The sequence below is a fragment of the Janthinobacterium sp. 78 genome, from assembly GCF_003096775.1.
GTDB lineage: Bacteria > Pseudomonadota > Gammaproteobacteria > Burkholderiales > Burkholderiaceae_D > Janthinobacterium > Janthinobacterium tructae.
This window is the reverse complement of sequence record NZ_QENT01000001.1, coordinates 4587157-4601252: the sequence shown is the minus strand read 5'-3', so window position 1 is coordinate 4601252 and position 14096 is coordinate 4587157. Positions and strand designations below refer to the sequence as shown.

Sequence of the window (14096 nt, the reverse complement as noted above, 5' to 3'; positions counted from 1 at the left end):
AGCATAATCAAGGTATGGATACAGAACGCATGGATATGAACTTAACTGAAACCAAGGTGGACGGCGAGCTCGTCTACCAGGGCGGCTTCCTGCGCGTGCAGCGCGACCGCGTGACCCTGCCGGACGGCAAGATCACGGCGCGCGAATTCATCCTGCACCCGGGCGCCGTCGTCATCCTGCCGCTGCTCGACGATGGCACGGTGCTGATGGAACGCCAGTATCGCTATCCGCTGGACCGTGTCTTCATTGAATTCCCGGCCGGTAAGATCGATGCGGGAGAATCGCACCTGGCCTGCGCCCAGCGCGAGTTGCTGGAAGAAACGGGCTACACGGCCAGCGACTGGCAATTCGTCTCCACCATCCATAACGCCATCGCGTATTCGGATGAACACCTGGAACTGTTTTTGGCACGGGGCCTGGTAGCCGGCGAGCGCCGCCTCGACGAGGGCGAGTTCCTGGAAACGTTTACGGCCACCGTGCCGCAGCTGCTCGACTGGGTCAAGGATGGCACCATCACCGACGTGAAAACCGTCATCGGCATCTTCTGGCTCGACAAGATCACCAGCGGCGCCTGGCAAGCGGCTTGATCTTGCGCATGCGTAACGCGATCTTCCTGCTGCTTGCCTGTGTCACCCTGGGTGCGCAGGCGCAGGCGCGCACGCCGTTCCAGGTGCGCTGCGAAGACACGATCAGCAAGACGGTGTCCGTGCTGACGGCGCAGCAGAACGGCTACAGCATCGATACGCATCTGCCGTACAAGGCGCTGACCGTCATGAAGGGCACGGCGCGCGCGAATACCTGGGTGCTGGGCCTGACGAAGACCGATTCGCGCGTGGCCATCGCCCTGGCCGGTCCCATGCTGCAAGACCCGGCCAGCGGCTATGAATGCGTGGCGCCGCAGATTACCGTGACCCTGACGTATGCGCCCGTGGTGATCTATATCGGGCGTGAATTTGCCCCGGGCACTTGCGCGTATGATGAGATACTCGCGCATGAACTGCGGCACATGAAGACCTATATGGAACACTTGCCGCGCGTGGAAAAGACCGTGCGCGCGGCGCTAGCCAGGCGTTTCGAGGCGCGGCCCCTGTACGCGCCCAGCGGCACGGCCAAGGCGGCGCTGGCGCGCGAGATCGATACGGGCTGGTTGCCCTACGTCAAGGCCGAGATGCGCAAGGTGGAAGCCTTGCAGGCGGCCATCGATTCTCCGCAGGAATATGCGCGCCTGGGCAAGGCGTGCAAAGGCGAAATCCAGAACATATTGGCGGGCAAGGTACAGCCCGCCCAGCAGTGACAAGACAAGGAATGGCATGACAGCAGCATCGAACACCGTCCGCTACTTTGCGCTGATCCCCGCCGCCGGCGTGGGCGCGCGCATGGAAGCGGGCAGTCCCAAGCAATATTTAGCCATCGCCGGCAAGCCCATGCTGCGCCACGCGCTCGACGCCTTTCTCGTCAGCCCCCTGATCGCGCATACGTATGTCGTCGTCAGCGCGGAGGATGGCCAGATAGATGCGGTCGTGCCGCAAGGGAACAATAGCGGCGTGACTGTGCTGCGCTGCGGCGGCGCCACGCGCATGGAAACGATCTTGAATGGCCTGCAGGCGCTGCACGGCAGCATCGATGCACACGACCATGTGCTGGTGCACGACGCGGCGCGGCCTGGCCTGACGCCGGCGCTGATCGCAAAGCTCATTACCGAAGTCGGTGAACATCCGGCCGGCGGCTTGCTGGCCTTGCCCGTGGTCGACACCGTCAAGCGGGCTGGGCCAGGCAGTCTGTCGGTGCAGACGGTGCCGCGCGACGGCCTGTGGCTGGCGCAGACGCCGCAGATGTTCAGCTATGCCTTGCTGCACCGGGCCTTGTCGCAAGCGCCCGATCCGCAGGCCATCACGGACGACGCCAGCGCCATCGAAGCGCTGGGCCTGGCGCCCAGGCTCATTGAGGGCCACCCGCGCAACCTGAAGGTAACCCTGCCGCGCGACATACACACGGCCGAGCTGTACTTGGCTAATCCTTGAATTCCAGAGAGACCCGCATGCACACAACGACACCCGTACTCCCATTTCGCATCGGCCAGGGCTATGACTGCCACGCGCTGGTGGAGCACCGCGACCTGATCATCGGCGGCGTGAAGATTCCCCATCATTTGGGCTTGCTCGGCCATTCCGACGCGGACGTGCTGCTGCACGCGATTACCGACGCCATCTTCGGCGCCGCCGCCCTGGGCGACATCGGCCGCCATTTCCCCGACACGGATGCGCAATTCAAGGGCGCCGATTCGCGCACCCTGCTGCGCGAAGCTGTGCGCCGCGTGCAAGTCACCGGTTATATCATCGGCAATATCGACGCCACCATCATCGCCCAGCGCCCGAAAATGGCGCCGCACATCGCCGCCATGTGCGCCAACGTGGCCGAAGACTTGGGCGTGAGTGTGGGCCAGGTGAACATCAAGGCCAAGACGAATGAAAAGCTGGGCTACCTGGGCCGGGAAGAAGGCATCGCGGCCGAAGCCGTGGCCTTGCTGCTGCGCGCCTGATTCCACCTTTGCAGCATCCACCGACAGGAGAGAGCATGTTCCAGTTACGCCGCATCAGCATCTTGCTTGCATGGGCATTGACCGCCGCGCCATCGGCCCACGCCGAACTGCAAGCCACGGGCGAGCCGCCCGCCGCCAAGCAGGGCTGGAAGGCCGAGACCGTCGCGCAGGGCGTGCGCCAGCCGTGGGGCATCGCCTGGCTGGGCGAGGGCCGCGCGCTGGTCACCAGCAAGCAGGGCACTTTGCATTTGCTGAATGGCAAGAGCTTCGAGGATGTGGCGCTGGAAGGCATGCCCAAAGTCTTCACGGGCGGGCAGGGCGGCTTGCTCGATATCGTCATTCACCCGCAGGATACGGGCAAGCCGAATCCGCGCGTGTACATGACGGTATCGACGGGCACGAATGACGCGAACCGCACGACCCTGGTGCGCGGCGTGTTCGACGGCAAGAAGGTGACGGGCATCCAGACCCTGTTCAAGGTCGCCACGGATAAAAGTGGCGGCCAGCACTTTGGCTCGCGCCTGCTGTGGCTGCCGGACGGCACTTTGCTGATGAGTGTGGCCGACGGTGGCAATCCGCCGCTGCGCATCGGTGACCGCCTGGCGCGCGAGCAGGCGCAAAACCTGGCCACGCATCAGGGCTCCATCCTGCGCCTGACGGAAGAGGGAAAACCGGCGCCGGGCAACCCGCTGGCGGCCAAGGGCGCCTTGCCGGAAATCTGGTCATATGGCCACCGCAACGTGCAGGGACTGGCGCTCGATCCTGTTTCGGGGCGCGTGTGGGCCACGGAACACGGTCCGTATGGCGGCGATGAGCTGAACCTGGTGGTGGCGGGCGGCAACTATGGCTGGCCCCTGCAAAGCTATGGCGCCGACTACAAGACGCACGAGCCCATCGGCAAGCATGAAGTGGCCGGCATGCTCAACCCGAGCGTGGCCTGGGTGCCGTCGCCGGCCCCGTCGGGGCTGGCCGTCTACACGGGCGACAAGATTGCCGCCTGGCGCGGCAGCATCTTCAGCGGCGGCCTGGCGGCCAGGGATATCCGCCGCATCGCCGTCGATGCGCATGGCAAGGTGACGGGGCAGGACCGCCTGGCCATCGGCGCGCGCGTGCGCGACGTGCGCCAGGGCCCGGACGGCTACCTGTATGCGCTGACGGATGAAGACAATGGCCGCTTGCTGCGCATCGTGGCGCAGTAGCACGGCCGGCGCCATCTTCGCTTAAGATGGCGCCTTTACTTCATTCAAGGTGGCGGCATGGCCCGTGATACTTATGCATACCGGCACGTCGCCGTCGAATCGCGCGCGATTCATGGCCGCGTGGAAATCCGTCCCGTGCCGGGCCAGGCATTCTCTCCCGAACTGGCCGTGCAGTGCTCGCGCCGCCTGGTCGATCTGCAGCGCTACCCGCTCGGCAGCCGTTTTTTACTCTTTGCCAAGCTGACGGATCGTTTGGGCGGCACGCCCTTCCTGTATGCATATCATGGCGACGCGGATGTGCCGATGACGCCGGCCGACGTGACGAAATTCCTCGGCGAATTTCGCCGCGGGCGCATCTGAGCCGCAGGGTCTCCCGTATTTCCCCCGCATGACCGCTTGCGCGGTGCGCGTCGTGGCCGTGTGGCGCGCGGCATACACTGCATGACGGTTGTTATTTTATTGACACTTGGAAATATCTATATGTTACTATTAAAATAGTAACTTATAGTGATAATAAAATAATCAGGCCTGCTCGATAGGCGGCCATCAACAAGGGGATGCAAATGAAAAATTCTTGGAAATCCTGGCTCTGCAGCATGGCCATGCTCGCCGCAGCGCCGCTGGCCGGCGCGACGCCCCTCATCGATCAGGAAGCCAATATCCATGCGTTGAACATGGCCAATTTTTCGCAGGGAGACCTGGCCCAGTCGTTCCAGCAATCGGCGGCGACGATTGCGGGCGCAGGCATCTTTTTGACGCCGAACCGGGGTAGCACGGATACCGTGACCATTTCCTTGTGGAATAATTTGCCGAACGCCGCCGGCACCATGCTGGCGCAAGCTTCTGTTGCCGGGACCGCCGGCCAATGGGCGGATGTGTTCTGGTCGCCTGTTGCCATCGCCGCCAATACGACGTATTACCTGGTGTTCGGCGGCAATAGTACCTTGTCCATCGCCGGCGACATAAACAATGGTTACGGCCTGGGCCAGGTCTATGCGAACACGGGCTATCAAAGCTATGCCAACTTCGACTATGCCTTCCGCACGTTCGCCGCTCCCGTGCCGGAACCGACCACGGTGTATCTGCTGCTGGCAGGCCTGGGCGTGCTGCTACTGGCCCGCCGCCAGCATGCCGGCAAGTCATTGCGTGTGAAAGCGGCAAGCCAGCCGGCTTGAGCGCCGCTCAGGCGCCGCAGGCGGCAGCCTGTTTGACCGGCTGTTGCTTGCCGAATGTCCCTATCGTCAGCGCGCAGCCGAGGGCGAACACGCCGCCCACCACCATCGCGCTGGACACGCCCAGCCGGTCGACGGCCATGCCACCGAGCAAGGCGCCGGACGCCAGCGACACTTGCACGATGGCGACAAACAGCGCGCTGCTGCCTTCCATCAAGTGTGGCGCCGCCTTGAACATCCACGTTTGCACGGCGATCGGCATGGCGCCGAAACCGAAGCCCCACACGGCCACCAGCAGCATCGCCGTCACCGAATGGCTACCCAGCGCGGCCAAGGCCAGGGTGGACAGGCCCAGCACGGCGCCCGTCAGCATCAGCGCGGCCCGTTCGTAGCGGCCGGCGGCCCAACCGCCCAGCAGATTGCCGATGAAGCCGGACGCGCCATACACCAGCAGCATGGCGCTGACGGTGCCGGCCGCCAGGTGCGAAATCTGTGTAAGGAAGGGCGCGATATACGTGTAGGCGGCGAACTGGCCCGTGAAGAGCATGGCCGTGGCGATCAGGCCCAGCCTGGCTTTGCGGATGCCGAAGATCATCGGCAACTGGCGCAGGCGGATGGCCTGTGTCGGCGGCAGTCTGGGCAACAGCAGCAACTGCCCGAGGAAGACCAGCACGGCAATGGCGCTGGCTGCGCCGAAAGCGACCCGCCAGCCCACCAGTTCGCCCACCAGCGCACCGGCCGGCACGCCCGCCACCGTACCCAGCGAGACGCCGGCAAAGATGATGGACATGGCGCGCGACGCATGTTGCGGCGCCACCAGGCGCGGGCCGATGGCGCTGCCGATGGCCCAGAAGCCGCCTACACCCACGCCCAGCATGGCGCGGCCCAGCAGTATCCACGCATACGAGGGGGCCAGCGCCACCAGCAGGTTCGATGCGACCAGCAGGGCGGTGAGGGCCAGCAGCACGATGCGGCGGTCCAGGCGGCCCGAGCCGACGGTGACGAAGATGGCGGCAAACGCGGCAACGATGCCGGGCGTGGTGATCATCAGTCCCGCCTGGCCCTTGCTGATGGCCAGTTCGGCGGCCATCGCCGGCAGCAGCCCGACGGGCAGGAATTCGGACGTGACGAGGGCGAAGGCGCCGATGCCGACCGATAAGACGGCCAGCCAGGGCGCCACGGTGGTATCGTCGCTGGCAGTGTTGGAAAGTGTTTGCATATGAGGTTCCTGAAAAGCCGAGAGGTTTTTAACCGGTCGGTATATAATCAGGGCAGGCAGACAGTGTTGTCAATAATTTTTTACCGAACGGTATGAAACAAGATAAAAAAGAGGAAGCCGTCAAGGCGAAAACGGGCCGGCCACGCACCTTCGACGCGGAGGAAGCGCTCGATTGCGCCATGAAAGTGTTCTGGGAAAAAGGCTATGAAGGCAGTTCCCTGCCGGAATTGACGAAAGCCATGGGCATGAACCGGCCCAGCCTGTATGCCGTCTTCGGCAACAAGGAGCAGCTGTTCCACAAGGCGCTCGAACGCTACAGCGACACGCGCATGCAGTTTTTCGATGCGGCGCTGGAGCAGCCCACGGCGCGCCAGGTGGTGGAAGCCCTGCTGACGCAGTATGTCGATGCGCAAACCATGCCGGACGGCCCGCACGGCTGCATGGGCGTCAATGCCGCGCTCGCCTGCAGCGACGATGCCTTGCCGATCCGCGATGAATTGTTTGCGCGCCGGCTGCGCGGTGAAATCAAATTGCGCGACCGCTTGCGGCGCGCCAGGGAGGAGGGCGATTTGCCGCCCGATTCCTGTCCCGAGCAGCAGGCGCGCTTTGTCGTGACCTTGTCGCAGGGCATGGCCATCCAGGCGGCGGCGGGCGTATCGCGCGAGCAATTGCAGCAGATGGTGGCCTTGCTGCTGCGCAATTGGCCGATGTAGTTACCCGGTCGGGGCGATGGTCTTGGCCAGGTCGCTTGGCGCCTTGCGCCGCCAGGCGGCCGTCAGGGCGGCGGCCAGCATGTCCAGTTCGGCATCCGCCAGACGCACCGTGATACCGGCCAGGCGTTCGCCCCACCACAGCTTTTGACAGCCGGACGGCGTGATGACGGTGGCGATATGCGCCGCTTCCGCATCGAGCAGCACGTTGATGTGCTCGTCGTCGGGCAGGGTGGCAAAGATCTTCCCGCCCACGCGGAAGGCTGGACGGTCGTGGTGTTCTTCCTCGGTGGTGTCGGGAAACGACAGTGCCAGATAGCGTAGTTCTTCCAGGTCGACCATTTCCTCTTTCCCCCTCATCGGACAGATAGCTGCATGTATGCATTTTGCCATGCTGTTTCGCCCCGTGGTGCAGCGGCATGTGAAAAGAAATGCGCAAGATGCGACAGTGGCGGCCCCATCTGTGGCGTGGTCGCGACAATCGGGGCAGGGGATGATGCTTGTTATAATAGAATCTTTAGTGGTTAAAAGAAAAATACTTTTCTTAAAAGAAAATTAGGATAAAATAGCTTCATCGTCTTGCCCGACCCGTCAACCGTCTGAACCTGTCCCGGAAACCCGACCCCTTTCCTGGACGCTTGCAGCGCAGTCAATTGCGTAGCAAGTCCGCGCTCTTGCGCGGTAGTTCCAGCCCCCGACCGCTCATCTTTGCAGTCTCTAGCGCTCCCACCGACACGCCTCAGTGCAGCGTGCATTGAGTCCAAGCACTCGCACGCCTACTGAATAACTACTGGATATCATCATGAAAAATTTGCCTAAAATCGCCCTGTCCCTGATCGCTGTCGGTGTGTTTGCCCACGCGAACGCCAGCACCGTCACCGTGTCCACCGGTTTCTCGAACGCCAGCGCGCAAGCTTCGGCCGCCGCTTACCAGTCCGTGGTGAATGCCGCCGTGGCTACGCCGGGCGCCGGCTACGGCACGACGACGATTGCCAGCTACAACAATGTCACGAATAGCAGCCTGTTCGGCAATGGTTCGAACATCGCCTTCAAGTCGGTGATCAATTTTGGTGTCAGCGCAGCCGATGCGGGTGCCTGGAGCTTCCGTACCGGCGTCGATTTCGGCAAGGGCGGCGCCCTGTTCCTCGACGGCGTGGCGCTGGACTTCAAGAGCAACGACATGTGGTGGGCAGGCAACTACAACAATGGCAGCCAGTTCCTCAGCGGTTCGAGCTTGCTGGCAGCCGGCAACCATACCCTGAGCATCTATGGCCTGGAAAGCTGCTGCGATGGCGGCCAGCAAGCGCAGTTCAAGGCGGGCAACAGCAATTTCACCAGCTTTGCCAGCACCGATGGCCTGGTCTCGGCCGTGCCGGAACCGACCACCTACGCCATGCTGCTGATCGGCCTGGGCCTGCTGGGCTTTACGGCGCGCCGCAAGCAGGAAGCCAAGTTCTAAGTTTGATCGCCGACATCCGCGCCTGAGGGCGCGCGATAAAAAGCCCGCCGGTCTGTCAGGACACGGCGGGCTTTTTGCATAGCGAGCTATGAATCGCCGCTGTCTTCGTCTTCGTCGGCGCCTCTGGCCGCCTTGCCCCGCTCGGCGTCGACGGCGCGCTGCAAGCCGGCCGCATCGCGCAAGAACGCCTCCGTCGTGTGATCCGGGCTCAGGCGCAGGGCCGGCGGGTAGATCACCGACATGTAGGCTTCGTCGGCCAGGCGGCCGCTGATCTGCAGGTTGCTCAGCAAAATCAGGGTCGAGCCAAGGATGGCCAGCACGACGGCAACGAGGCCGAAGCGGCGCGGATGCTGCGGTTTGATCGTGCACAAATGGTAGTAGATCATGGCGCAGACGATGACGACGAACATATGCCGTCCGTAGCGCGTCAGCACTTCCAGCGACAGTGCATACGCCGCCACATTGCTGCCCAGTTCCCACACTTCCATGGCCAGCAAGCCGCAGCCGATGATGAACAGGTGGCGGCCGAAGCGCGCCACATGGCCGAACAGGCGGTTCGCCACGGCCCAGATCGACGCCCACACGAGGCCGCCGGCCAGCGCGTAGGCGATGATCATCAGGTAGGAAATCGGCTCGAAGGCGTCCGCATCACTGAGCCAGTTGCTGAAGGCGGCCGAGGCGCCGATCATGGCCAGGCCGGCGACGGCGGGGCGCAAGCCTTCCCAGTCGTGCCTGGTGGTATCGCTCAATTCGGGCGCAACAGGGTGGTCGCTGGCGCGCACGCGCAGGCGCGTGTGGCCCAGGCGCACGACGCTGTTGCCGTTCAAGGCCACTTGCAGTTGCCGTTGGCCCCGGTGGATCACGCCATTCTGGCTGCCCAGGTCGCGCAGCAGCAGGCCGCCTGCGCCGTCGTCTTCGACGATGGCGTGGCAGGCGGCCGTATGCGCGTCGTCGAGGATGAAGTCGTTGTCGTAGCCGCGGCCTATGCGGATCGGCAAGGCATCGATGCGCTGGCGCTGCTGTACTTCGCCATTCTCGGCGAGGATTTCGATGTAGTACGGAGGCTTCATGGCTTGCGGCTGCTGTTGGTGGAGGGCGCGCGCGACAGCGCTTCGAGGAAGGTACGCGTGACGCGCATGCCATTGGCGTAGGACACGCCGCGCGCATCGATGCGGCTTTGCAAGCTCATGAGTGGCTCATCGGTGCTGGCGGCCAGCAGGGCAAAGTCGTACAGTCCCGTAAACTTGCGGTAGGCGCGCACGCACAGCACGGCGCGCAAGGGCAGGGTGGCATTCTTGACGAACTGTTCGGTGCATTGCGGGCCCGTCAGATTCACGCTCTTGTAGCTGCCGAAACTTTCATTCTTGAACGAGGCGCTGGCCAGCTCGGAAAAGCGCAGGGCGCCCAGTTCGCTGCTGCGCAAAAATTCGTGGCGCATCGACACTTGCCCCGTCTGCAGGGTGCCGGAAATGAAGATGGCCGATTCCATGGCGCAGCTGGTGTTGTCGAGCATGTAGGGCTTGTCGGACTTGACGTTGGAGCGGCCCCAGCAGCGCATCTGGTCGGACTCGCGCACGGGCACGCGGTACGGCCCCATGGCTTTCAGGCTCAGGGGCGTGCCCAGCAGGCGCGCCAGCATCACTTCCTGGTGCGCCAGCAGCTGCGCCGTCACCAGCGGCTTGAAGTCTTTCGGCGCCTTGCCTTGCAAGGCCACCCTGGCCAGCAATTGCTGGGCATAGCGGGCGGGCACGAGAAAACTGACGAGTTCGCCATCGAGGCGTTTCGAGACATTGATACCGGCGACGTCGCCATTCGCCGTGACGCTGGGGCCGCCGCTCATGCCGGCATTGATCGGTCCCGTAAACATCAGCTGGTCGTAGAAGCTGCGCGTGACGACGCCGTTGTACGAGCCTTCCGAAATGGCAAAGCCCAGGTCCAGCGGATTGCCCATCGAATACAGGTACTGACCCTGAGTCAGGGGCGCCAGCGCTTCCGGCATCTTGAAAAAGCCCGTGCCGTGGCGGTTCACGCGCAGCACGGCCAGGTCGTGCAGTACGTCGACGGCCAGCAATTCCACATTGCCGCGCTGGCCGCTGGTGTCGACCCATTCGCCCACATAGGTATCGGGGTCGAGCGCGAATTGCGACACGACGTGATAGTTGCTCACCACCAGGTCGCCCGTGCCGATCAAAAAGCCCGAACCCACCGACGATTGCGTGCGGCCGTTTTTCAGCAGCACACGTACTTGCAGGATGTCGGCGCGCGCAGCCGTGTACAGCTTTTGCGCGGCCGACGAGGGCGGAGGCAAGGTTGCATGTTCGGTGGCGGCGGGCGCGGCGGTGGCCGGTGGCGGCTTGGCGGGAGGAGTCGAGGCGGTGGGAGCCGCGTGGGCGCCTGTGGCAGCGCACAGGCTGGCCAGCAAGAAGGCGAAGTTAGCTAATTTCATGCATCCTTTGTGCGTGAGCAGGAGCGAGGCCGGCCCGGCGCGGCAGCGTGCACGCGCTGCGCCAGCCCGGGCAATTACAGGGCGCCGTCTTCCAGCGCCGGCGCCGTTTCCGGCGTCATCATGTGACCGAGCTTGCTTTGCTTGGTGTTCAGGTAGTGCTGGTTGAAGGCGTTGCGGTTGACCAGCAGCGGCACCCGTTCGGCCACCGTGATGCCCAGCGCTTCCATGGCGGCGATCTTGCGCGGGTTGTTCGTCATCAAACGCAGGCTGTGGATGCCGAATTGCGCAAACATGGGTTTGCACAAGGTGTAGTTGCGCGCGTCGGCCTTGAAGCCCAGCTGTTCATTCGCCTGCACCGTGTCGGCGCCTGCCTCTTGCAGGCGGTAGGCGCGGATCTTGTTGATCAGGCCAATGCCGCGCCCTTCCTGGCGCAGATACAGCAAAATGCCACGGCCTTCCTCGGCGATGCGCTTCAAGGCGCCTTCGAGCTGGGCGCCGCAATCGCAGCGCTGGGAAAACAGCACGTCGCCCGTCAGGCACTCGGAATGCACGCGCGCCAGTACCGGTTCGCCGTTGCCGACATCGCCCAGCACCATGGCCAGATGTTCCTTGCCCGTGGCGTGTTCGACAAAGGCGTGCAGGGTGAACTGGGCCCACGGCGTCGGCAGTGCGCAGGAAGTCGTGTAATCCAATTCGCCTGTCGCCAGGAGGTCTGCGCCGCTTTGCATGGTTGTGCTCATATAGGTAATTGTCAAAAATAAAAGGCGCGCGACACCACTGCGGTGCCGGCGCGCCTTGCCATCATACCAAAAAGCAGGGAAACGTTTTCCCTGACTGCCTTTCGGTCGTTGCAATATCTGGTGATGAACCTTACTTAGGGGCACTTCCTCCTTTTACAAGGTGAATGGCTGGCTTTGCCTGGCGGATGCCTCCGCCAGGCACGGGACATCAGCTGCCGATGCGTCCGCCATCGTTCTTGGTGATCACGATGGTGGCCGAGCGGGGGCGCTTGCCGGCCCCATAGCCGGCGTTGGCTGGCCACTGGCTCGTGTATTTGGATGGATCGCCGATATTTGCCAGCTTGGTGTTTTCGCCCGGATGCTGGATGTTGATGAACATGGTCTTGCCATCGGGCGTTTCGCTGATGCCCGTGATTTCCGAGCCGACCGGCCCCACCAGGAAGCGCTTGAGCGTATCGGCCGTGGGTTTCTTGCCGATGAAGGTGTCGACAGCCAGGTTGCCGCCGGCTGCCGTGGCGTAGTTCAGGGTCGACTTGGCGCCATCGCCGACCTTGCCGGGGATGGCCGCCAGCATCATGCAGTTGGTCACATCCGTGTACGCGCCATCGTCGGTCTGGATCCAGCAGATGCCCGTGTAGGGGCTGAAGGCCAGGCCGTCCGGGCTCGAAAAGTCCTGCTCGGCCGTCAGGTTCGACAGGTTGATCTTGCTGGCGTCGGCGCCGCTCTCGGCGCCGAACAGGTAGACATCCCAGGTAAAGCTGGTGGCTGCGGCCGCGCCCGTGCCTTCCTTGAAGCGGATGATGTGGCCGTTCGGATTGCCGTTTTGCGCGCTGCTGCCCTTCATGTCCGTGTAGGCGCGCGGGTTGGCGCTGTCCGGCGCCAGCTGCGACGAGCCGCTCGGATTGACGGTGCGGTTAGAGTTGTTGGTCAGCGTGTAGTAGATCTCGCCATTCGCCGGGTTGACCGAGCACCATTCCGGGCGGTCCATCTTCGTCGCGCCCACGGCGTCGGCCGCCAGGCGGGCATTCACCAGCACATCGGCCAGGTCGGCGAACTTGTAGGCGCTGTACGCCTGGATCAGCGCGTTCGACATGGCCAGTTCGATCCACTGGCCCGTGCCGTCGGCAGCCAGCTTGGCCACGTACAGCTTGCCCGAGTCGAGGTATTTGTCGCCGGTGGCCATGCGGTCAGCCGGGTTGGCGTCCGCGGCGGCCCAGACGGCGGTCGTGACGAATTTGTAGATGTATTCGTTGCGCGAATCGTCGCCCATGTAGACAGCCAGTTGCTGGCCCACGGCCGGCACGCTGAAGGCGGCGCTTTCGTGTGCGTAGCGGCCCAGGGCCGTGCGCTTGCGGATGGCGCGGGTCTTGTCGTACGGGTCCATCTCGACGATGTAGCCCATGCCGTTCAATTCATTGCGGTAGTCGTCGCTGCCGTTGCTCGATGCGCCGATCTTGCTCAGATTCCAGCGCGCGTACTTGTCGTCGCTGCCGCCCGTTTCCCAGCCGTGGCGCGAGCCGGCGCCCTGGCTGCGGCCATAGCGGTTCAGCGAAACGACGGACTTGTCGCCGCGCGCGGCGTTGTCGGTGGACGAGCGGGTGAAGTAGCCGGCCCAGTTTTCTTCGCCGGACAGGTAGCTGCCCCAGGGCGACTTGCCCGTGCCGCAGTTGTTGATGGTGCCGCGCGTCTTGGTGCCGGTCGGCGAATACTTGGTCACCACGAGGGCGTTGCCGCGCACGGGGCCGGCAAGCTCGATGTCCGTCAGCGGCGTGACGCGGCGGTTGAAAGCGGAATCGTTGACGGTGGCCCAGGCGCTGCCCGTTTTTTTGACTTCCACCACGCTCAGGCCGTGGACGGCCACTTCCTTGTCGACTTCGGCGGCGGGGCGCGGCAGCGAGGTGGTACCGCCATTCACGTGCAGGAAGTGCGAGGACAGTGTTTCGTCCGTGGTCGCTTCGTGGTTCATCGCCAGCAAGCCCCGTTCGGCGCCGGACGCCAGCGGCGCGCCGGCGGCGGACAGGCCGTAGTATTCCATGCCGTCGTGGTGGTCGCCGGCGCGGTTGTCGAAATCGGTATCGCTGCCGTCGTTCTTGTAGGCTGGCGTGGCTGCGCGCAGCGAGTCGCCCAGCGCATACAGGGCCGTGGCCGTGTAGCCGGCCGGCACCGACACGACGTCGGCCAGGCTTTTCGGCACGGCCGTGAAGGCCAGCAGTTTTTCGGGTGTTGGCGTTGGCGTCGGTGTGACGGCGATGGCGTCGCTGCCGCCGCCGCAAGCGGACAGGCCCATCGAACCCATGACGGCGGTCGCGGCCGTGACGGCGCTGCCGCGCAGCCAGTTGCGGCGGCTCAGGCGGGCGTTCAGGATGCTGTTGAAATGGTTGTCGTGGGACGCGTTGCTGTCAATGTCGTTCAGATCGGTGGCGCTGATGGCCAGATCGTTGGGCTTGTTCATGGGCTGCGATGTCCTGTGGTTGCGTGATTTAAAGGCAACCGCATGATAGTTGTCGAATGTGACAGCGCCATGTCAGCTTGATGACAAAACGGTGACAGGCTGCCGGCCGGGCGGGCCGCGTCGATGACGGGCCCGTCCGGTCAGGCAGCCCTGGGCCTTA

15 protein-coding genes are annotated in these 14096 nt (G+C 63.8%); 9 read left to right on the top strand and 6 right to left on the bottom strand.

The window, feature by feature from the left end; translation table 11 throughout:
• Positions 1-29: 29 nt before the first annotated feature.
• The 7 genes from C8C92_RS20230 (at position 30) to C8C92_RS20200 (ending at position 4913) form a co-directional block, all read left to right on the top strand.
• Positions 30-587, top strand: coding sequence for an NUDIX hydrolase (locus C8C92_RS20230; protein ID WP_099764505.1), 558 nt, complete (start codon positions 30-32; stop codon positions 585-587).
• An 8-nt stretch (positions 588-595) separates the two neighbouring features.
• Positions 596-1294 carry a hypothetical protein gene (locus C8C92_RS20225; protein WP_243420299.1) on the top strand — a complete coding sequence of 233 codons (699 nt, stop codon included), beginning with the start codon at positions 596-598 and terminating at the stop codon, positions 1292-1294.
• A gap of 16 nt (positions 1295-1310) precedes the next feature.
• Complete coding sequence (gene ispD / locus C8C92_RS20220; protein WP_116745085.1) at positions 1311-2021, top strand: 2-C-methyl-D-erythritol 4-phosphate cytidylyltransferase; 711 nt, start codon at positions 1311-1313, stop codon at positions 2019-2021.
• 17 nt (positions 2022-2038) lie between these two features.
• Positions 2039-2539, top strand: coding sequence for a 2-C-methyl-D-erythritol 2,4-cyclodiphosphate synthase (gene ispF / locus C8C92_RS20215; RefSeq protein WP_116745084.1), 501 nt, complete (start codon positions 2039-2041; stop codon positions 2537-2539).
• A 35-nt stretch (positions 2540-2574) separates the two neighbouring features.
• Complete coding sequence (locus tag C8C92_RS20210; RefSeq protein WP_116745083.1) at positions 2575-3738, top strand: PQQ-dependent sugar dehydrogenase; 1164 nt, start codon at positions 2575-2577, stop codon at positions 3736-3738.
• 57 nt (positions 3739-3795) lie between these two features.
• A complete protein-coding gene (locus tag C8C92_RS20205) occupies positions 3796-4098 on the top strand; it encodes a hypothetical protein (protein ID WP_165829510.1) in 303 nt (100 codons plus the stop codon).
• 203 nt (positions 4099-4301) lie between these two features.
• Positions 4302-4913 (top strand): PEP-CTERM sorting domain-containing protein, encoded by a 612-nt coding sequence (locus C8C92_RS20200; RefSeq protein ID WP_207781028.1) that lies wholly within the window; start codon positions 4302-4304, stop codon positions 4911-4913.
• Between the two features lie 7 nt (positions 4914-4920).
• Here the strand turns inward: C8C92_RS20200 and C8C92_RS20195 are convergent, their stop codons facing one another.
• The gene (locus C8C92_RS20195) at positions 4921-6129 is read right to left on the bottom strand and encodes an MFS transporter (RefSeq protein ID WP_116745081.1); all 1209 of its coding nucleotides are present in this window, start codon (positions 6127-6129) and stop codon (positions 4921-4923) included.
• Positions 6130-6221: 92 nt separating this feature from the next.
• Here C8C92_RS20195 and C8C92_RS20190 point away from each other — a divergent pair, with 92 nt between their 5' ends.
• On the top strand, positions 6222-6842 hold the full coding sequence (locus C8C92_RS20190) for a TetR/AcrR family transcriptional regulator (RefSeq protein WP_116745080.1): 621 nt from the start codon (positions 6222-6224) through the stop codon (positions 6840-6842).
• On the opposite strand, the gene C8C92_RS20185 is transcribed toward C8C92_RS20190, so the two are convergent.
• Positions 6843-7181, bottom strand: a complete 339-nt coding sequence (locus C8C92_RS20185) for an MmcQ/YjbR family DNA-binding protein (RefSeq protein WP_096236640.1) — start codon at positions 7179-7181, stop codon at positions 6843-6845. It abuts the gene before it with no gap.
• 460 nt (positions 7182-7641) lie between these two features.
• On the opposite strand from C8C92_RS20185, the gene C8C92_RS20180 reads away from it, so the two are divergent.
• Positions 7642-8298: a CCXG family PEP-CTERM protein gene (locus tag C8C92_RS20180; protein WP_116745079.1), complete on the top strand. Its 657-nt coding sequence runs from the start codon at positions 7642-7644 to the stop codon at positions 8296-8298.
• Between the two features lie 86 nt (positions 8299-8384).
• On the opposite strand, the gene C8C92_RS20175 is transcribed toward C8C92_RS20180, so the two are convergent.
• The 4 genes from C8C92_RS20175 to C8C92_RS20160 form a co-directional block, all read right to left on the bottom strand.
• Positions 8385-9368 (bottom strand): FHA domain-containing protein, encoded by a 984-nt coding sequence (locus C8C92_RS20175; protein ID WP_116745078.1) that lies wholly within the window; start codon positions 9366-9368, stop codon positions 8385-8387.
• Positions 9365-10744, bottom strand: a complete 1380-nt coding sequence (locus tag C8C92_RS20170; protein WP_116745077.1) for a serine protease — start codon at positions 10742-10744, stop codon at positions 9365-9367. The genes C8C92_RS20175 and C8C92_RS20170 overlap by 4 nt, the downstream gene beginning before the upstream one ends.
• A gap of 74 nt (positions 10745-10818) precedes the next feature.
• Positions 10819-11472 carry a GTP cyclohydrolase II gene (gene ribA, locus C8C92_RS20165; RefSeq protein ID WP_035820484.1) on the bottom strand — a complete coding sequence of 218 codons (654 nt, stop codon included), beginning with the start codon at positions 11470-11472 and terminating at the stop codon, positions 10819-10821.
• A 220-nt stretch (positions 11473-11692) separates the two neighbouring features.
• Complete coding sequence (locus C8C92_RS20160; RefSeq protein WP_116745076.1) at positions 11693-13936, bottom strand: PhoX family phosphatase; 2244 nt, start codon at positions 13934-13936, stop codon at positions 11693-11695.
• Positions 13937-14096 lie beyond the last annotated feature (160 nt).

Coding starts and splice junctions, on each gene's coding strand:
- ispD (WP_116745085.1), top strand. CDS start 1,311: ATGACAGCAGCATCGAACACCGTCCGCTACTTTGCGCTGATCCCCGCC.
- ribA (WP_035820484.1), bottom strand. CDS start 11,472: ATGCAAAGCGGCGCAGACCTCCTGGCGACAGGCGAATTGGATTACACG.
- C8C92_RS20175 (WP_116745078.1), bottom strand. CDS start 9,368: ATGAAGCCTCCGTACTACATCGAAATCCTCGCCGAGAATGGCGAAGTA.
- C8C92_RS20195 (WP_116745081.1), bottom strand. CDS start 6,129: ATGCAAACACTTTCCAACACTGCCAGCGACGATACCACCGTGGCGCCC.
- C8C92_RS20185 (WP_096236640.1), bottom strand. CDS start 7,181: ATGGTCGACCTGGAAGAACTACGCTATCTGGCACTGTCGTTTCCCGAC.
- C8C92_RS20225 (WP_243420299.1), top strand. CDS start 596: ATGCGTAACGCGATCTTCCTGCTGCTTGCCTGTGTCACCCTGGGTGCG.
- C8C92_RS20190 (WP_116745080.1), top strand. CDS start 6,222: ATGAAACAAGATAAAAAAGAGGAAGCCGTCAAGGCGAAAACGGGCCGG.
- C8C92_RS20180 (WP_116745079.1), top strand. CDS start 7,642: ATGAAAAATTTGCCTAAAATCGCCCTGTCCCTGATCGCTGTCGGTGTG.
- C8C92_RS20170 (WP_116745077.1), bottom strand. CDS start 10,744: ATGAAATTAGCTAACTTCGCCTTCTTGCTGGCCAGCCTGTGCGCTGCC.
- C8C92_RS20200 (WP_207781028.1), top strand. CDS start 4,302: ATGAAAAATTCTTGGAAATCCTGGCTCTGCAGCATGGCCATGCTCGCC.
- C8C92_RS20205 (WP_165829510.1), top strand. CDS start 3,796: ATGGCCCGTGATACTTATGCATACCGGCACGTCGCCGTCGAATCGCGC.
- C8C92_RS20230 (WP_099764505.1), top strand. CDS start 30: ATGGATATGAACTTAACTGAAACCAAGGTGGACGGCGAGCTCGTCTAC.
- C8C92_RS20160 (WP_116745076.1), bottom strand. CDS start 13,936: ATGAACAAGCCCAACGATCTGGCCATCAGCGCCACCGATCTGAACGAC.
- C8C92_RS20210 (WP_116745083.1), top strand. CDS start 2,575: ATGTTCCAGTTACGCCGCATCAGCATCTTGCTTGCATGGGCATTGACC.
- ispF (WP_116745084.1), top strand. CDS start 2,039: ATGCACACAACGACACCCGTACTCCCATTTCGCATCGGCCAGGGCTAT.